Genomic DNA, 19,202 nt, shown 5'->3' with positions numbered 1-19,202 from the left:
TTCTAAGGTAAAGGTTATTTTTTGACTGATATGTTGTAAATCCATACACATACAAAACAAAAAAGTGTCCTGTTTATGGACACTTTGTCTGATACTTCTTTAGCTTCTCATATAGAACAGAGCGGCTGATACCAAGCAGACGAGCCGCTTTTGATTTATTACCGTTTGTTTTCTGTAAGGCCAACTGGATTGCATCCTGTTCAGCTTTATTCAATAGGTTTTGCTGCTGAACGGGGGGTTGTGCGGCAGGCAGGGATGTTTTTTTCAGTACATAATCTGGCAGATCATCGACCCGGATCTTACCTGATTCGGCAAAAACCATCGCTCGCTCCAATACATTACGCAGTTCGCGCACATTGCCCGGCCATTCATATTCAAGCATTACTCTCGTAGCCTTTGGATCAATACCGGTAATGCTTGTTCCATTTACCTTATTTAAGTCTTTAATAAACAAATCACACAATAAAAGAATATCTCCTTTTCGCAGACGCAAAGGCGGAATCTCAAAAGATATCACGTTGAGGCGATAAAACAAATCTTCCCGGAACATTCCGCTTTCTACCATATCCTCAAGCGGACGATTCGTTGCAGAAATAAGACGAACATCCACATGAATCCGATCCGTTCCGCCAACCCGGTAGAACTCTCCCTCTTGCAGCACACGCAAGAGTTTCGCCTGCAGGGGAAGGGACATGTCTCCTACCTCATCAAGAAATAAAGTACCGCCATGAGCCAGATCGAATTTGCCGATTTTACCTTTATGCCGCGCTCCTGTAAAGGCCCCTTCATCATAGCCAAAAAACTCAGACTCCAATAGATGTTCCGGAATGGCTGCACAGTTCACGGTGACAAACGGCTGGTCGTTACGCGGGCTTGTACTATGGATAGCATGGGCAAACAGCTCTTTCCCCGTTCCGCTTTCTCCGCGAATTAAGATTGTAGAGCGCCCCTTTGCCGCCTTACCTACACTTCGAACCAGCTTCTGCATCTGATAGTCCTGCGTAACAATCTCATCAAATGTAAAGCGGGATGATTCTGAACGTCTCTGCTGCTTCAAACCCTCATTCTTGGATTCATGGCTATCAAATCGCTTGAAGCTCTCACGTACTTCTTGAAGCTGTCGAAACATTACTTTACCAATCGCGCCTACTACCTGCTGCTCCTGAAAGATAGGAATGCGGTGAACGATGTATTGAATACCGTTTACCTCCATAAAATCACTAATATCGGCAAGCTCGCTTTTGACGACTCTTGTTAAATCAAGCTGAGGCAATAGTGTGTCAATCGGCTGGTGAACCGCCTGCGATTCGTCCAATTCAAACAGCTCAATTAACGATGGACTTAAGAAGGATATACTTCCCTTCTTATTAATCATAACGATTCCATCATATGCCTTGTCAATTATCGTCTGAAGCATCGTCTTCCACCGTGTCACCGATTCAAGTTCCTCAGCCATTCGCTCCACTTCTGAAATATTCTGAAACAAGGCAATGAATCCTTCCTGCCCTTTCACTGTCTTGTATTTGGACAGACGAACGATGACACTGTGACTGCCAATCTGCAGCCTGCGATGAATATCCTGTTTCACCTCTTTTAAATCTGCTGTATGTATAGGGGGAAGAATCTCCTGTATATCGCGCTTGAAGACCTCCTTGTCTGTACAGCCGAGCATGTCACAGAATCTAGTATTCGTAAAGATAACCCGGTTCCTCTCATCCGTCATAACAGCACCAAGCTGCGAGGTAGCCAGGATAGCTTCAAGCTGATCCCGTAACGAATAGCTCATACGCAGAAGTGTTAAGGCAAAGTCAATCGCCGAAATTAAACCGATGGGCCGCTTCTCATTGTCAAGTAAAACCGCTGATTGCACATTGCTGTTCTCAACAACCTTTTCAAGAATTTCATATGGGGTATCCACCGAGAATGCCACCACATCTTTCCGCATATATGCGCCAATTGACGTATGCAGCTCACAACCATCCATAACCATCTGATAAAGAATACTTCGTGTAAACACACCAATAAGATAGCCCGCATCATCTACTACCGGGACAATGTTCCATTTTTTGCGCTTCATGATATCAATTGCCTGATATAATGTACCTTCACGATGCAGCCATTCGGTAACAGGCGTCATAATCTCTCGTAGTTGAATCACATACATCACACCTATCCTGTCTATTTACATTGTACGTGCACTATCTACCTATTATAGAATAGAATGACAAAAACCGTCAGCGTATCGCCAACGGCTTTTTAACAAGTACTATGAGAACTTAATTTCACCGCGAAGCACGGTTTTAAGAACTTTGCCGCTTGCATTCCTTGGCAGCGCCTCCACGAATTCTACCAACGCCGGCACCTTATACTTGGCCAGACGCTCTAGGCAGAACGCGAGTACCTGTTCTTCTGTTAATAAAGATTCCGGCTTGACCACTACACAGGCTTTTGGTATTTCCCCATATATTTCATGCGGAACTCCAACTACAGCTGCTTCAAGCACTTCCGGCATTTCATACAAGACTTCTTCCACTTCAATCGGATAAATGTTTTCACCACCGCGAATCAGCATATCCTTTTTGCGATCCACGATATAGAGAAATCCTTCTTCGTCGAACTTGCCCAAATCCCCGCTTAGCAGCCATCCGTTTTGCATAGCAAGCGCAGTAGCCTCCGGGTTCTTTAGATATCCTTTCATTACATGATCGCCCTTGATCGTAATTTCTCCGACCTGTCCTGTCGGCACTTCATTGCCGTCCTCATCTACAATCCGCACCTCGCTGCGCGGCAACGGTTTTCCTACTGACCCAGCTTTACTTAATGCATGCTCGTCTCCTAATGTCGATGTGCCTGGAGAGTTTTCTGTCTGACCATACAGATTCTGTACCTCAATATGCGGGAACAGCTGCTTGATTCTTCTAATTAGCTCATAGGGCATCGGTGCTGCCCCGTACATGAACTTACGCAGATGCGGTGCCTGTAGGTTTTCCATCTTCGGCGTATTTAATAGAATCATATACATAGCGGGTACTCCAAAGAAAATGGAGACGTCATTCTTCTGAATGGAATCCACAGCTTCCTGCGGATGAAAGCCCGGTTCGATAACAAGGGTACCTCCTGCATACATGGTCGGCAGCATAAACACATGCGCTGCGGCGCAATGGAACAAGGGAGCCACAATCATGACACGATCATCCTTACGCATGGCAAGCGCTTCATTCCACATAGAAGCAATAGAGACACAATTGCGATGCGTCAACATGACTCCTTTTGGCCTCCCTGTCGTACCCGATGTATAGAAAATAACGGCCGTATCATCCTCCTGCCGTGTAAGTTCCGGAATATCACCGCCAAGCTTGATTGCCTCAGTCAGTTCAAAGCCGCCGCCTCCCTCCCCTATATGCACGAAATGCTGCAAGGCAGGTACGCTTGGAATCAGTTGTTCAACCACGCTTGACAATTCCTGATCGTATACAAGCAGACGAGCCTCAGAATGCTGTAAAATATATTCAATTTCAGGCGGAGCCAGACGAGTATTAATCGGAAGAACGACAAGGCCAGCCGCTTGACAGGCAAAATAGCATGTCACAAACGAATCTGAATTATTGACCAATAGGGCCACTATATCCCCTTGAACAAGTCCTTGCCTATGGAAGTAGCCACCAAGATTGCGGCATTTCTTTTGCAATTGCTGATAATTTGTTGCATGTCCTTGGAAAATCGTAACGATTTGATCCGGTTGATTTGCAGCGTGCTGCTGCAATATATCCGAAAGTAGCATATACATTCTCCTCCCATAACTTCATAAATAGCCCACGACTACTATGTATAAAATCCTCTGCCTATTTCTCGGTCATGATGACCGGCGCGAACGAGCTTCTTTAGGGTATGAAGCAAATAACGTGCCAGTCAATAATAAGAGCAGAACAACGCCGCGTTCTTCATCGTTGTCATACACTATTAGCAAGTGCAAACATACATTGTATGAAATACGGACAACCTCCAAAACAAAAATCGTCCTGATAACGGACAGTATGATTCTCGTAATTAGGATGAACTTTACTAGCTGCCTATCCATTATATTAAAGACCTCTCCTATCAATCAGGAGAGGTCTTGGGATATACTATCGTGACTTATTTATGCATTTAACAGCCGCACCATTTTTCTTTCTTTTTCTTTTTGAAGCACCAGTAACAGTCGCATCTGTATTCAAATTCATACTCATAGCATTCATCATCGTGTTCATGTTTCTTATGGCAATCGTGCGGATGGCAGCGGTGTTTTTTACAAAAATGATCTTCATGATGGTGTTTTTTATGACAATCACAGGACTTGCCGTCACTCCAATCGTAATAATACATGAGAATCCCCCCTTTGCTATTGCATCAACAACTGCTTTCATGAAAGGAATTGTTGTATACTATACTATTCTGTTTCCCTCTCAAATGTCTGGACAGGCATCCCATTCCAATTGACCATTTTTTATCTTTTCATATAGTACACAAAGCATAAATGAAAGCAGCTACCCTCATCATTCCAAATAGCTGCTTTCTAGATACTTATTCGTTATTGTTGTTACAACTATATTTAAATTCAGGTTCTGTCTGAATATAATAACCGTTTCTGACATGCGCAACCCAGTTTCGAAGAATTTCCTTCCAAACAATACTTCCAAAAAATTCATCAAGCGGCCTTTTAGAATCCCATGTCAACCGCAGAAACGGACCCTGACCAAGCTGAAAGAATCCTGTCTCCTCAACATCCGCTTCTAAGATAAGCAGCAAAGGGAGACCATATAGATACGCCATAGCAGGTTCAATTTGTGAAAAGGCCGACCCTTCCCAGAATTCTTGTGGCGGCATCGGTACTTTCCCCAGATTATTTTGCAAAACCTTTACCTCACGCTGCTGCAGGTTTGCAGCTACTAATCCGTAGCATCATACGACGAACGTTTGTTAGTGGAGGCTCGGGATACTGCTCAGTACGCGGCAATGTACGGGAAAATAACAATTCTGATCTAATTTCTCTAATCAGACGCTGAACAAATGCCTGCTGCTTGGAATTTAATCGATTCGGAATGCTAAGAAAGATAGGGATTCTATATAAAAGTTGTTCTGTTTCCCGCATGATTTTTTCCATTTCTAGCATGTCAGAAGTTTGTTTGATATTTTTGTTTGCTTTTGGATCTTTGTTGACACTTATAATTCTTTTTTTCATTCTCTCACCTCTTTCATCGCTACATAATCATCATATGAAAGCAGGACAAAAGTGGCTTGGACGAAAAGCTGAATCAAATAAAACAGCTCGCCTGAATCAAGCCAGGTGAGCTGCTGGAAGTAACGTCTACCTCTATCTTCTAATGCAAGAATTTTTTCCCTATATATGAAGGACCTGAAGTAAGACTTATAACTTTGTCTTTCGCTTCTTCAATAATCTGCTCTGTAAACCCTTCGATCTCATCTAACACCCCATATATCTCTTCATCCGCTTTTCCCTGGTTCGTATAATATGCCCATCTGGCCAAATCGGACGCTGCTTCCTCCCATTGCAGAGCATCATAATATAGATACGCTCGCTCTATATACGCATCTCCATACTCTACATTTTCTTGAATACAACGAGTAAATGCAGCACGCGCCTTATCAAAATCATGTAATTCCTTATAAACAAGCCCCAAGTTGTAGTGTCCGGATGCATCATCTTCTTTAAGTAGCGTATAGCGTCCGGCATCCTCTAACGCTCTTACGTATTCTCCACTCTGATAATACAAAAATCCGCGCAACTGTACTAATGGATGATAACGGTCATCTATTTCCAATCCTTTTGTACACATCACAATTGCATCCATATGCCTGTTGCGGTTCATCTTACACACAGCAGCCTGCTCATATAAAAATGGCACTTCCGGGTTGTTTTCGATGGCTTTTATAAATGCGTGTTCAGCATCTTCATACGCTCCCAATTGCAGCAGGTTCATCCCACGCCCAATAAGAAAACCATTACTCTCACGCAGATTCGAATCCAAGGCTTCCGCCTGCTCCAAATCATGCAGCGCCTCCATATAACGGCCTATTTGATGTCGAACATAGCTTCTTTTCATATAAACATCCGCCGTCTCGCTTAATTCGGCTGCTGCTGTATAATCTTCTTCTGCCTTCGCATAGTAGCCTAGCTCTTCATATACTTCACCGCGCTTGATAAAATTGATCGGGTCATCGGCTTCTAACTCAATCAATTCGTCATAGCAAGATAGCGCCTCTTTTACCTGCTGCCTCCGTGAGAAGATATCTCCCATCCAATAAGGCACAAGCGGATGGGCAGAATCAATCGTCTTCGCACGCTGTAAATATTGCAAGGCCAAATCATCCTCGCCTGTACTTATATATAACACAGCCCTCTCCACACATGCCATGAGAAACTCAGGATCTAACGCAAGAGCCCGGTCCAGGTCATCTCCTGCCTTCTCCCATTCTCTAAGCCTGTGATAGAGAAGTCCACGGCGATAATATAATACATCCGTCTCGGGGTGCCGAAGCAGTCCCTCCGACAATGCGTCAACCGCCTTTTCCAGCTCCCCTTGTTCTATATACAAGTCTGCCAATTCAATCGCAAAAGATAGCATCTCTTCACAAAATGAGCGAAAGGTATGAAAGGCGTCTGCCGAATAGGCTCCCTGTTCACAAATAATGCGCCTCCCTTTATCTTCAAGAGAATCAAGAAAAGCGTGGCGCTCCGCCGCCTTTTCAAGATAACTAATAGCTACAGCAATATCTCCAAGGGATTGATGCGCTTCTGCTAATCGGTAATAAAAGATGGGCAGCGCTTTGTCTTCATCCTCTACACACATCCTCAACGCTTGTATAGCCTGTCCGTATTCTTCCATCCGCAAATATGATACACCCATCTCATACCAGGTAGAGTAGGCAGTATGAGGGCTTTCCCTATCGATAGCTTCCTTGAAATCAATAACTGATTCAGTAAAATGTCCCAAATCCTGATGGGCCAGCGCCCTTGTATACCAATAATGAAAAGGGACGGCATTAATTTCGATTGCTTTATTTAAGTCCTCAACAGCCTCCTCTTCTCGGCCTATTTCCCGAAGAATATGGGCTCTTATCCCATATAAAAAGTCTGTTTCAGGGTGCTGTTCAATCAATTGATTCATTATCGTAATTGCCTCTTCAGTACGACCGCATTCATGCAGGGCAGCAGCATAATTCTTTTTATCCTCCACACTCATCCAGCGTGCCTGTACCTTCTCATACCAGGAAACTGTACGTTCCCATTTTCTTAGCTTGTTATTTTTCCTTGCAAATGAACGGTAAAAAAGTGTGAGTAACAACATGGCTTCGTCTCCTATAGTCGATAGAAATAGGGCTCTGTAACCTGTATCAGCCGTGCTATTATACGACTTTCACGCTGAAAAAAGCCCACATTTTTCCCATTTTCTACACAGAACTTGTATTTTCCTCCAAGCATAAAGAACTAATTTTCAACCTGTCTATTTTCATGCTACTAAAAATTTTTGTCACTTCATTGTAAGACAACACTCCACCTATCAGTGATCTAGTCAGCAGGATGAGATTAACATAGCAACTGATTGCTTCGTTTTATAAAAAAAGATCGTACATTCGGCAATTGCCGATCTACGATCCTTTTTTACTTACCCGCTCCTGTCGTTGGGCTGACAAGGCATCCAACTCTTGCTGATGATGATAAATCTGTGCCGCTCTACGTTTTAATTCCTTTTTATACTTCGCCTCTTTTCTTTTTTCCGAATGCAGGAAACGAAGAGATAGAGGAAAAACAACAAGGAAAAGTAAAACGAGAACAGATACAACAATATATACCTTATTCATCATATACACCCCTTTTTATATGTACTCATTATAATCCTCTTGAGGGGTGTTTATAAAAACATAAAATTCCATATGATAAATCAATTAGCGGCACGTTGCTTGGCGAAGTTCTTACAGATTCATCTCGTATTAAACAGTCCTATGCTGAATCACTTTTACAATTTCCATTAGAACGACAGAAGCTAGGGCAAGTGCTGTCGCTATCAACCAGTCTGTCATGCCAAATTCAGGCGGGATACTGAAGATACCACGAGTAAACGGCAAGACAGTAACGCCGTATAGTACAAATCCTAGTACAACTGCACCAATGACATATTTATTGCTAAAAAATCCGAACCCTATTGCGGTTTGTGTATTGGAACGGGCCGCAAATGTTTGTAGTGTTCTAGATAGAATGAGCGTAGTAAATGCCATTGCCACACCCATCTCATCCGAATGTGATAGGCCAATATAAAAGGAAACAATAACCGCAATCCCAATGAGCATGCCGCGTGTCAGTACCGCCTTCATTGTTCCACCAGCAAATATACCCTCATCAACTGCGCGTGGTTTTTTCTGCATGACATTTGGCTCCGATTTTTCTACACCCAGGGCAATGGCAGGTAGGGAATCATTAACAAGATTAATAAATAGGAGCTGCAAGGCAGTGAATGGGTTAGGCAGATTAAAAATGACTGCATACAGGATGGCAATGATTGCTCCCAAATTCCCTGCAAATAAATAACTAATCGCCTTCTTAATATTATCAAACACTGTTCTGCCAACTTGGACAGCCTTAACAATGGATACAAAGTTGTCATCCGTTAAAATCATCGCAGCCGCATCCTTGGCAACATCGGTCCCACTTCCCATCGCAATGCCTATATCCGCCTGTTTTAATGCTGGCGCGTCATTGACACCATCGCCCGTCATCGCCGTCACCGCCCCTTTTTTCTGCCATGCCCGCACGATGCGAATTTTATTTTCAGGCGATACCCGCGCATATACAGAGATGGTATCGAGTTTTTGGTCCAGTTCTTCTTCAGACATGGTATCGAGTTCCTGACCCGTAACAGCAATATCATTTTCACCCATTAATCCAATATCACGGCCAATCGCCTGCGCTGTTGTTTTATGATCACCTGTGATCATAATCGTACGAATGCCTGCCTTTTTCGCTTCCTCTATCGAGCTATACACCGCTTCCCTAGGCGGGTCCATCATCGCCGTCAAACCGACTAATACAAGATCGTACTCTTCTTCATGGTCGATGTGTGTTTTACCTTCCGGCAGGCGTTTATAACCATAAGCCAAGACCCGTAAGGCCTGATTGGAGAACTCTTCATTCGCGCCTGTGAAACGTTCTAATAAATCATCGGTCATTGGCTGTTCTTCACCGTTTACTAACACGTAGCTGGCACGATTGAACATCACATCAGGACCGCCCTTCGTTAGCATCCTATGTGTCCCATCAATGATATGGAGCGTTGACATAAGCTTCCGATCGGAATCAAACGGTATTTCCGATAGTCGTTGATGCGTTGCACGAAGCTGCTCATATTCGTGTGCATGTTTATCCGCAAACTTGATCAAGGCAACCTCTGTCGGATCGCCTACTTCCTGACCATCTTGATTAATATAGGAATCGTTGCAGAGTGCGGCAATGTGGACAAGCAAACGCTCGGCTTCATCCCAATCATCTGGATTTTCTGGCAATCGTTCATTCTTATTAAAAGGTAAAAAGTGATCTGTAACGGTCATCTTGTTTTGTGTGAGCGTCCCTGTTTTATCTGTACAAATAATCCGTGTCGATCCCAACGTTTCGACAGCAGGAAGCTTTCGAATGATCGCGTGCTGTTTCGCCATTTTGTTCGTACCAACAGCAAGCACAATAGTAACGATTGATTGTAATGCTTCTGGTATGGCAGCAACCGCAATGGCGACAGAAAACATAAGCGCATGCAGCAAGGCGCTTACCGTGTCTTCATCGCTGCCACTAAACCAAATACGCGCAGCCTGTACAGCAAAAATGACGATACAAAGCAATAGAATACCAATACCCAGCTTCTTACTGAAATCATGTAATTTTCGCTGTAGCGGCGTTTCCTTTTGTTCAGCTTTAGAAAGCAAATCAGCAATTTTACCAACCTCTGTTTTTTCCGCAGTACCAGTAACGACAAAAGTACCGCGTCCATACACAACTAGCGAGCTGCTGAATACCATATTGCGGCGGTCACCAAGAGCTGCTTCTTCCCCGATTTCTTCTATTGACTTTTCCACAGCTTCTGACTCACCTGTTAACATACCTTCATTTACTTTCAATGAGCCGCTCTCTAGCACACGTCCATCAGCAGGTACGTAATCTCCAGCTTCAAGAAAAACAATATCTCCTTGTACAAGTTCTTTTGCCGCAACTGTTTGTTTGGTTCCATTGCGCATCACTTTTGCCTCAGGTGCAGACATATCCCGCAATGCCTCTAAGGAGCTTTCCGCTTTCCTTGTCTGCACCACACTAATTACTGAATTAATAAGCAGAACAAGAAAAATAATTAATGACTCAACCATCTCACCAAGCAGGATTTGTACTGCGGCTGCTATAAGAAGAACAACCACCATCGGGTCCTTAAATGTTTCTAAAAATAGCTTATATGTTGACACTTTGTCTTTATCTGCAAGTTCATTATAGCCATCCCGCTGTAGACGCGATTGCACTTCCTCACTTGATAGGCCCTTCCCATTGGAATTAACGAGTTCTAGTACGTCTTCTTTGCTATGTTGGTAAAATTCCATTTCATTTCTCCTTCGTTTCAAATTCAATGGATCTCTTTTGCCCCTCCCTTGATGAATATATTGGCTTTATACCTGAAGCTTAAACAGAAAGAACTGGCTATCTACGATATTCTACCATATGAATACAGAAAATTTTCAATATGTTAATTTACAATGGTAGCAAAAATACGTACCCGGTGATCCCATTGATTTCTTATGTATGTATGCTTACTGTATAAAATCAAACACCCTCCAAGATTGACGCTTAGAGGGTGTGATTGTAATGATCATGTTTGTTTCACTGCAAGCAATGGCGTACCTATTACTGCATGCGGCCGCCAAGCTGTTGTTCTGCCATTTGTACCAAGCGTTTTGTAATTTCGCCGCCCACAGATCCATTTTGACGAGAAGTCGTATCTGGACCAAGCTGCACACCAAATTCAGTTGCAATTTCATACTTCATCTGGTCTAACGCCATCCGCGCTTGAGGAGCGACCAGATTATTACGATTTCCGCTTTGTCGTTGTGCCATAGTATATTTCCTCCTTTGGTTAATGATGGGTATTGCTGCTCTTATCATTTCTTATATAACGAAAATTATACGCAAAAAGAAAAAAGCTGATTTCATTTTGAAATCAGCTTTCCCAGTGATTATCCTCCGTGATGGGCAAATGTACCAATCGACGGCTTACCTTTTACAGCCGTTGTATCCTTTACGTATGGTCCCGTGATTCCAAAAGCAGTAACTAACGCCAACAGACCTACTAACATTTTGGTTTTCTTGATCATTTGACAACCTCCATTTGTAATTTATTATCAGCTCGAAGAGCCAATTGATAATATTCACAAGCTTCCTCATACTTTTCCTGCTTGTACAAAGCATCAGCATACGTCTTAGCATATTCTTCGGCAAAGGCCCAACTTTTTTTCTGCTGGAAATACGCAATGCCATCCTGAATGACTGTCGTATCATGAGTATCGTATATCGCATGAATCATATTAAAATGATAAATGTATTCCTGTTCTCCAATCTCTGTACACATCATTATTCCTTTTTCGATCCATTCAATAGCTTTCTGTTTGTCACCGATTTTGAAGCGCTCTCTTGCTAAGAGAAAAACAGCTTTATAACCTTTATTTTTTTGTTTATTATAAGCAGCCTCCAGGTAAGGAATTGCTTGATCTGATAACCCCTGTTCGGCATATAAATATCCGATATCTTTTGTAATGCGGTACAATAATCCTTCATTTTTTTTCAGGGGTTGCGCAAGATGCAAAGCTGTCATAAGATGCTCTTCTGCTCGCATAAAATCTTTTTCAAGCATTCTGCAAATACCTAATAAATTCTCACAATCCGCCTGTCTACGTTTATAGTTTGGATATGTATCAAAAATGGTTTTGGCTTTTTGTATATGCTGTAGCGAGATATATACATCAGGAATAAAGCTCAGTGCCCAAGCAACTTTAAAATGAAATTCCGCTTTTTCAATTTCATCCGGAATAACTGTAAGTTTTTGTTCGGCGAATGTATAGGCGGAAATGGCTTCACAATAGTTTTTCAAACTATACTCATACATTCCCTTGAAAAAGTAATAATAGTAAGCTAAAAAATCATCTAGTTTTTCGGGCGCTACTTGCTCAAGAACAGCTTCACTCCTTGTTACACTTTCATTTAATAATCGATAACGAAAATCTAGAAGGGAATAATAAACTAAAAGGGTCTGGTTCTTCTCCATTCTACTAATTTTTTCTTCTACTTCTTCTTTCATACTGTGAATTACTTCTTCATTTTCTTCTCGAATATGGATGTACCAAGTATTTAGCAGCTTCATCATCTGTTCGGAAGTAATTACTTCATAATACCCTTGCATAAACAGACCTCCATACCAAGACCATCAAGAGAAAAGCTGTACTGTACAACTTGGCGTATACAATAAGTAAATTTTTAACATTATCTCTTGTATAAAAAATATACCTCTTTTTTTATACATATGATAGACCCATTTTTTGTAAATTACTAACATTTATCGACATTACGATCATATTTTTACACCTTATTGCTGTAAAATAGCTTACCATACACAGGCGGCGTTTTTTTGACGCCTGTGTATTACCAACGTAACAAGGAAGGGAAAACATGCACCGTATCATATTAAATCAAAGGATGTGAGGAGATGGCACAAAAAAACATTGTTCGATTTGGTGATCCTATATTAAGAAAAGCAGCCAAACCTGTATCGGAAATCACAACAAAAACCTTAACGCTTCTCGATGACATGGCTGATACATTGTATGCAACAGACGATGGCGCAGGCCTTGCTGCCCCACAGGTTGGAATACTTAGAAGAATCGTTGTGATGGATTGTGGGGAAGGATTGATTGAGCTAATTAACCCTGAGATTATAAAGGCAAGGGGGAAGCAGGTAGGTCCAGAAGCCTGCTTATCATTTCCGAAGTTCACAGGACTTGTAAAGAGGGCGAATTACGTTAAGATAAAGAGCCTCAATAGAAAAGGCGAAGAATTTTCATTAGAAGCAAAAGGTTTTCTCGCTCGCTGCATCCAACATGAAATCGACCATCTAAACGGCATCTTATTCATTGATCACGTTCAGGGAAATGAGCTTTACCACCAAATATCAAAAAAGAAAATAAACCTCCTTGATGTAATCCGTTTATCTCATGGAAATAAACGTGACAATGAGCTTTTCTAGGCAACAGCAGCTTCCGCTTGCAAATTCCGTATACTACAACAAAAAAAGACCAAACTCTTTAGTAAGGTCTTTGCAAAAAATCATTTTTACTTTAAAACCGTAGACAACGATGGGCGAGGTCGGGCAGCCTTGAACCATTGAAAACAAAGGATGGTGATAAGTACAAGGTCAATTGCATCCCCGCCATAGTACATTAACATCCCGCCCATTTCCGCCTGTGCTGCAGAAACACCCGGAGGTGGATAAGCATAGATGTATTTAGATAGAATTCCATGGCCCGCTAAGGCTATTATGAATACGATGGCACGGTAGACAAAGTGAAAACGATGTGGGGTTGGATCAATATAGATCATAGACACAGTGAAAAGATAGCCTGCAAAGAAGACATGTACGTGTACTACTATATGCAGAAGAAAACTCTGCTGCATCGCTGCGTACAAGTTGGTTGTATAGAGCAGCCACAGACCTCCAATATTAAGAAGCGATGCAATAATAGGATGCGTATACATGCGAATGGGCCAGCTTTTCAATACGCGAGTGAAACGCCGTGCTACATTTACGTTACTTGTTCTCAAGAAAAGGGTCACAGGCGCAGCTAGCGCCATCAGAAGCGGTGCAAGCATACCAAGGAACAAATGCCCGAGCATGTGTGCTGTGAAATCTACATGAGCTCGAGCGGCTAAAGGCCCTACGAATACAAGTGCCGCACAAATAACGCCACAAACCCAACATATTGTACGGTATAACGGCCACTTTTTGTGATGGCGATTAGATATGATTACAGCACCAATATAAAAAATCAACGCCAGAACAAAAGGCAGCGCCAAGATCAGTTCTAAAGAAGCTCCGCTGCTATGATGAATGTGATCATTGTTCATATGACGCGGTTCCTTCCACTTGCTGTGATCCGCTTCGTGTGCGAACAACCAGGATGATGCCAATAAGCATGATAACAATGGCGGTAATATTCCATACCAGGTCATAGGGAAGAACATCCACATTGTAGCGAATCTGGTGCAACCGCATCAGTTTGTGTTGAACGGTTCCGTCGTATAACTGGAATGCCCCTGCTCCAAGGAACATGCCTCCTATCCACCTTGTAAGCCACAATGCATTTCGGCGCCGCAAATCAGCAAACATAAATAGCGATCCAATTGTTGCAAACCAGCTAAAAGCGTGAAACAAACCATCCGAGATCAATCCGACACTGGTGGTAGACTTGTCATAGAAATGATGCCAATGCAGTAATTGATGGAAAACGGCTTCATCTATAAAGGCGACCAAGCCAACACCAAATAGGAAACCCGACCATAGATTGCGGGCCGAGTAGGCAGAGCGAAGCGAATCATTTGCATTAGTAGTTTCAGCAGCCATGGCTCCTCCTAAGTGTATATGCTTTTTCTCCCCTAGTTTACCTCATATGAGTAGGCTGCAAACAAATTCAGTAACTTTTCAAAGTGATTTCTTACATAAAACTGCCATAATTGTCGATCATCCGGGAAAAGATCATGCTCTACGATCCATTTCATTCTGTATTTGATCTAACAGACGTACTACTTCCACAGAAGATTCTTCAATTAAATAGAGCAGTGATTCCGCTTTATCTTTTTGTCCTCTATTTATATATTCGTGTGCTTCCTGTGCTAGCTCATGTACATGACGATGCGGCGCTTCCAGCTCCTTAAATGCCGGAAGTTTTGAAATATGTGGGTGTTTTCTCATTTGCTCATACCATTTTCCTAAACGGCACTGCGTATGATTCACAAAATGCTGTGCTTCCATTTGATGATATCCGAGGATACTGTTATATACCCACCACTTCCATAACAAATGCTCTGTTTTTACCACTCGAATGACCTGTTTATTTTGCAATCTAGGAATGGACCCAATTGCTTTTTTGCGAAGATTATTAATGCCCATACTTACATCGTAAATGGTTTGGCCCGTGTACTGGGCATCGTTCTTAATCTCATCCGTCTGATGCAACACCTCGCTAATTCGTAGGGTGATATCGTGCGTAGCAGCTGACTGTTCCTGAGCAATCGCTGCAATATTGCCTGTTGAACTACCGATGAGTTCAATCCTCGATACAATAGTACCTAATGTTTCAATCGCATCTTTCGCTTGATCCACTTGGTCATTAAGCTGGTTTGCCATTCTTTCTTCCATGATACTAACTTCTCTAGCTTCCGTTTGTACTTGTTGAATTGTTTTTGTGATTTTATCCACCGATTCCTTTGTCTGTTCAGCCAAATTTCTGACCTCATCGGCGACAACAGAAAATCCCCGTCCTTGCTCACCCGCTCTTGCTGCCTCAATCGACGCATTTAACGCAAGTAAATTGGTCTGTTCAGCAACTCCTTTGATGAATTCAACGACTTGAGAAACATTTTTAATTTCGTCAAGCAACGTATTAATTTTATTCCTTGTCTCTATAAATGAGTCTGTCATACCTAAAAAGCCTGTGAGAGACTTTTCAATTACTTCCCGTCCTTGTTCCACCTGTTGTATGGTTTCTTCAGTGTTTTCTGCGACGCTAACTGCGTTAGTGGCAACTTCTTCTACAGAAGCAGAAAGCTGTTCAGCTGCCGCACTTACACTCTCTACATTTTCTGCTGCGGATGCCACCGTATTCATTAACGTGCTTATTTTATCCAATCCAATAACCGTTTCCATAACAGAGCTGACACTCTCAATAATTTTAAAATCATTAGCTTCTTGATAGGATTCAAGAACGATCTGTGAATCAAGTGTTACAATACGAATGAGCGCCATCAAAATGTCTTTCATTTCATCCGGTCTATGTCCATATTGTTCGATAATCTCTGGAAGTACATACTCATATACACGAATATAAGATCCTGTATACCATTCTGGAGTCAATCGTATTCTACTATGTACCTCTCCAATTTTCACACGGTTTTGGATGTACTCTGTGTCCAGTTTGATTCTTGGTATTGATTTTACATATTGAATAAACGTTTGACTAAGTCGATCGACCGTACTATGATCCTGCATAATCTTTTCTAGGTTCCCGTATTCGCTAAGCATTCTATAATGGCGATTTGTAATCTCAACCGCAAGTTGATCTATCACGTTCTCCAACTTTTTGATGCTATCTATATCATGTGTGGTCATCTCTAAAAATTTTAACTTATCACCTAAACGTGGTGTAGTTTGAATATCTGACTTTTGGATAGGCTTCATTTTCTTTGATACTTTTAATTTCCTTCTAAAAAACACACCGTTTCCTCCTCTTTTCTTGCTTTTTCCATAAAAAAAAGCCAGGTTTTAATAAACCGGCCGGTTGCACTACTTGCTCCAGATTCTTCAAGTGCCCATGTACGAAAGAATCTCTCATCGCATCCTATTTTTTGATTATTATTTACTAGTATATAATACCTATAAAAAAATGAAAATACCTATACTACACCGAATTTTGACGAAATGCTATCCACTTCTCTGATGCTATGCAAGTGGTGTACTAAATCGGACTTTTTCCTAGTGCATCCCTTTGTCACCTATCTCATAAAAATTCACCACACGCTTTGCCATATCATAAATCGTTTGCTTTAATGCGTCCGGACGAATAATTCTTATCTGATCTCCAAAGCCCAGAATGTATTCTTTTGCCTCCTGTTCTGTATCAAAACGCAGGTTTGCTGGAATCCACCCATCTTCTAAAGGTGAATCCATTTTTAGTAGCTGTACAAAGCGTCCGGTAAACCGTATTCTCTGAACGATAGATGGAGAAATTTCAACATCTACCTCATAACTTGGGAGATTTTTAATAAATTTTTGTGTAGAGTTATTCCAATACTGGGCTAAATTAAAGTCATCTGGCCGAGAAAACGAATCCTCTGTCAAGAATACGGACTTTATTCTCGACGCTCTATAGTTTCGGATTTCTTCATCTGAAGATGCGATCAAGTACCAGACGCTTCCTTTAGCGACTAGTCCTAACGGATTTACAACTCGATCGATCACCTCTCCATCTGTCCGTTCATATGTAATCTGCAGCTTTCGCTCATCCCAAATTGCTTGCTGTAACAATGTAAATGATTCAATTTTTTCCGGTGATTGTTTCCATGTAGTCGTATCAATATGAATCCGATTCCAAATATCTTGGGAATGTCCCTGTGTGGAACTTGGAATCGCAGCGAGAATTTTTTGCCGCGCTTCATTCCAATCTTTTGCCAGACCTAAATCAGCAAGCAATTGAGGAGACGGCGAGATAAACAATGACTTGATTTCATTGGCTTTTAACCCCGTTACATTTGTACGATATTGTTCAAGCAATCTCCAACCACCCAATTTCCCCCGTTCAGCTACAACAGGAATCCCCGCCGCACTCAACGCCTCCATATCTCTATGAATCGTACGTCCGGTAACCTCTAATTCTTGCGCCAATTCTCTGGTTGTTAATTTTCCTCTATTTTGCAGTAACAATAAAATCGAAATCAACCTATCTGCGCGCATATTTTCCCACCTTACAAAAAGATACTTTTTATATGACAAGAGATGTCATCATTAGTAATTATACTATATCTATCGAGAAAAAGGAGTGAACGCAATGAAACCTCTAGCTGGAAAAGTTGCTTTGGTAGCGGGTGGAACAAGAGGCGCAGGACGCGGCATTGCGATGGAATTAGGTGCAGCAGGAGCTACCGTCTATATCACTGGACGTACAACACGACATCAGATGTCTGAATACGGACGCCCTGAAACGATTGAAGAAACCGCAGAGTTAGTAAATGATGTAGGCGGCATCGGAATTGCTGTTCAAGTGGACCATCTTGTTCATGAACAGGTCCAAGCCCTAATTAAAAGAATTGAGAAGGAACACGGACGGCTAGATATACTGGTAAATGATATTTGGGGAGGTGAATATTTAGTAGAATGGAATACCCCCGTCTGGGAGCACTCACTGGAAAAAGGATTACGAATGCTGCATTTGGCTATTGATACTCATATCATTACCAATCATTATGCGCTTCCCCTGCTAATAAAAAATAAGGGCGGATTGGTTGTCGAAATGACAGACGGTACAGAAGAATATAATCGCGATAATTACCGTCTATGTTTGTTCTATGATATAGTGAAAACTACAATCAATCGGATCGCTAAGGCTTTGGCACATGAGATCTCCCCTTATGGATGCACGGCGATCTCTCTTACACCAGGATGGATGCGTTCGGAAATCATGCTTGAGGAATTTGGGGTTACGGAAGAGAACTGGATGGATGCGACAAAAAAGGAACCTCATTTCGTTATCTCTGAAACCCCACGTTTTACAGGACGAGCGGTTACTGCCATCGCAGCAGACCCAGCTAAAGATCGTTTAAATGGACATTCACTATCAAGCGGTCAGTTGGCTAAAATGTATAATTTTTTTGATATAGACGGATCGCAGCCAGATTGCTTCAGATACTTAGTTGAAGTTCAGGAAGCTGGAAAACCGGCCAACGCAGAGGGATATAGATAAATGGATTGTTTCCGCCGTATTGGCTGTTAAGCCCTACGCTCATACAATTTTCAGAGACAAAAAGCCGGTTTTTCCTGTACTAGGGAGAACCGGCTTACTTCTTTTGTTATCGAACTTCGTCAGTAATTGACATTGAGCAAACCCTATTGCCTGGTTGCTGGTATATGCGAGAAAAACAGCCGCATGCTTCTCTCCAAACAATTGCTCCATTTCTTCTATAAGTTCCGCTGTGGTATGAGTAGGCCAAAGCAATAATGCCAATTCCGCTACAGTTTGCGCATCCTCTAGTCCAGCTTGCTTAACCATAATCGCTCTCCTTTTCATTGAAAAACACCAGTATATGATTATTGAACTACAGACAAAATTGTTAGTAGACTACATTCTAGACACACAGAGCA

At 42.0% G+C, this 19,202-nt stretch carries 18 protein-coding genes and 1 riboswitch; of the genes, 2 read left to right on the top strand and 16 right to left on the bottom strand.

Translation table 11 applies throughout. The features are described 5' to 3' along the window. Positions 1 to 73 precede the first annotated feature (73 nt). From AB3351_RS03540 to AB3351_RS03490, 11 genes are all read right to left on the bottom strand, one after another. A complete protein-coding gene (locus AB3351_RS03540) occupies positions 74 to 2,158 on the bottom strand; it encodes a sigma 54-interacting transcriptional regulator (protein ID WP_371145752.1) in 2,085 nt (694 codons plus the stop codon). 108 nt (positions 2,159 to 2,266) lie between these two features. Further along, positions 2,267 to 3,781 (bottom strand): class I adenylate-forming enzyme family protein, encoded by a 1,515-nt coding sequence (locus AB3351_RS03535; RefSeq protein WP_371145751.1) that lies wholly within the window; start codon positions 3,779 to 3,781, stop codon positions 2,267 to 2,269. A gap of 343 nt (positions 3,782 to 4,124) precedes the next feature. Next, positions 4,125 to 4,403 (bottom strand): hypothetical protein, encoded by a 279-nt coding sequence (locus AB3351_RS03530; RefSeq protein WP_371145750.1) that lies wholly within the window; start codon positions 4,401 to 4,403, stop codon positions 4,125 to 4,127. 157 nt (positions 4,404 to 4,560) lie between these two features. Further along, complete coding sequence (locus tag AB3351_RS03525) at positions 4,561 to 4,863, bottom strand: hypothetical protein (RefSeq protein WP_371145749.1); 303 nt, start codon at positions 4,861 to 4,863, stop codon at positions 4,561 to 4,563. Positions 4,864 to 4,900: 37 nt separating this feature from the next. After that, a complete protein-coding gene (locus AB3351_RS03520) occupies positions 4,901 to 5,218 on the bottom strand; it encodes a hypothetical protein (RefSeq protein ID WP_371145748.1) in 318 nt (105 codons plus the stop codon). A gap of 139 nt (positions 5,219 to 5,357) precedes the next feature. Further along, complete coding sequence (locus tag AB3351_RS03515; protein ID WP_371145747.1) at positions 5,358 to 7,346, bottom strand: tetratricopeptide repeat protein; 1,989 nt, start codon at positions 7,344 to 7,346, stop codon at positions 5,358 to 5,360. 301 nt (positions 7,347 to 7,647) lie between these two features. After that, positions 7,648 to 7,863, bottom strand: coding sequence for a hypothetical protein (locus AB3351_RS03510; RefSeq protein WP_371145746.1), 216 nt, complete (start codon positions 7,861 to 7,863; stop codon positions 7,648 to 7,650). Between the two features lie 126 nt (positions 7,864 to 7,989). After that, on the bottom strand, positions 7,990 to 10,629 hold the full coding sequence (locus AB3351_RS03505; protein WP_371145745.1) for a cation-translocating P-type ATPase: 2,640 nt from the start codon (positions 10,627 to 10,629) through the stop codon (positions 7,990 to 7,992). A 301-nt stretch (positions 10,630 to 10,930) separates the two neighbouring features. Beyond that, a complete protein-coding gene (locus tag AB3351_RS03500; RefSeq protein WP_371145744.1) occupies positions 10,931 to 11,140 on the bottom strand; it encodes a small, acid-soluble spore protein, alpha/beta type in 210 nt (69 codons plus the stop codon). Between the two features lie 119 nt (positions 11,141 to 11,259). After that, the gene (locus AB3351_RS03495) at positions 11,260 to 11,397 is read right to left on the bottom strand and encodes a hypothetical protein (protein ID WP_371145743.1); all 138 of its coding nucleotides are present in this window, start codon (positions 11,395 to 11,397) and stop codon (positions 11,260 to 11,262) included. Continuing rightward, positions 11,394 to 12,479 (bottom strand): response regulator aspartate phosphatase, encoded by a 1,086-nt coding sequence (locus AB3351_RS03490; protein WP_371145742.1) that lies wholly within the window; start codon positions 12,477 to 12,479, stop codon positions 11,394 to 11,396. The genes AB3351_RS03495 and AB3351_RS03490 overlap by 4 nt, the downstream gene beginning before the upstream one ends. Positions 12,480 to 12,782: 303 nt before the next feature. On the opposite strand from AB3351_RS03490, the gene def reads away from it, so the two are divergent. Beyond that, the gene (gene def / locus AB3351_RS03485; RefSeq protein ID WP_371145741.1) at positions 12,783 to 13,319 is read left to right on the top strand and encodes a peptide deformylase; all 537 of its coding nucleotides are present in this window, start codon (positions 12,783 to 12,785) and stop codon (positions 13,317 to 13,319) included. An 86-nt stretch (positions 13,320 to 13,405) separates the two neighbouring features. Here the strand turns inward: def and AB3351_RS03480 are convergent, their stop codons facing one another. From AB3351_RS03480 to AB3351_RS03465, 4 genes are all read right to left on the bottom strand, one after another. Continuing rightward, positions 13,406 to 14,197, bottom strand: a complete 792-nt coding sequence (locus AB3351_RS03480; protein WP_371145740.1) for a cytochrome c oxidase assembly protein — start codon at positions 14,195 to 14,197, stop codon at positions 13,406 to 13,408. Continuing rightward, positions 14,187 to 14,693 (bottom strand): DUF2243 domain-containing protein, encoded by a 507-nt coding sequence (locus AB3351_RS03475; protein ID WP_371145739.1) that lies wholly within the window; start codon positions 14,691 to 14,693, stop codon positions 14,187 to 14,189. Before AB3351_RS03475 ends, AB3351_RS03480 begins: the two co-directional genes overlap by 11 nt. Before the next feature lie 132 nt (positions 14,694 to 14,825). After that, positions 14,826 to 16,562 carry a methyl-accepting chemotaxis protein gene (locus tag AB3351_RS03470; protein WP_371145738.1) on the bottom strand — a complete coding sequence of 579 codons (1,737 nt, stop codon included), beginning with the start codon at positions 16,560 to 16,562 and terminating at the stop codon, positions 14,826 to 14,828. Between the two features lie 49 nt (positions 16,563 to 16,611). Next, a riboswitch (cyclic di-GMP riboswitch) is annotated at positions 16,612 to 16,696 on the bottom strand. Positions 16,697 to 16,820: 124 nt separating this feature from the next. After that, positions 16,821 to 17,798: a helix-turn-helix transcriptional regulator gene (locus AB3351_RS03465; RefSeq protein ID WP_371145737.1), complete on the bottom strand. Its 978-nt coding sequence runs from the start codon at positions 17,796 to 17,798 to the stop codon at positions 16,821 to 16,823. Positions 17,799 to 17,892: 94 nt separating this feature from the next. Here AB3351_RS03465 and AB3351_RS03460 point away from each other — a divergent pair, with 94 nt between their 5' ends. Then, positions 17,893 to 18,804 carry an SDR family oxidoreductase gene (locus AB3351_RS03460; RefSeq protein WP_371145736.1) on the top strand — a complete coding sequence of 304 codons (912 nt, stop codon included), beginning with the start codon at positions 17,893 to 17,895 and terminating at the stop codon, positions 18,802 to 18,804. A 39-nt stretch (positions 18,805 to 18,843) separates the two neighbouring features. Here AB3351_RS03460 and AB3351_RS03455 read toward each other — a convergent pair whose 3' ends face one another. Continuing rightward, positions 18,844 to 19,110 (bottom strand): hypothetical protein, encoded by a 267-nt coding sequence (locus AB3351_RS03455; protein WP_371145735.1) that lies wholly within the window; start codon positions 19,108 to 19,110, stop codon positions 18,844 to 18,846. Between the last annotated feature and the right edge of the window lie 92 nt (positions 19,111 to 19,202).

The organism is Aneurinibacillus sp. REN35, assembly GCF_041379945.2.
Taxonomy (GTDB): domain Bacteria; phylum Bacillota; class Bacilli; order Aneurinibacillales; family Aneurinibacillaceae; genus Aneurinibacillus.
This window is presented reverse-complemented; position numbering and strand designations above follow the sequence as displayed.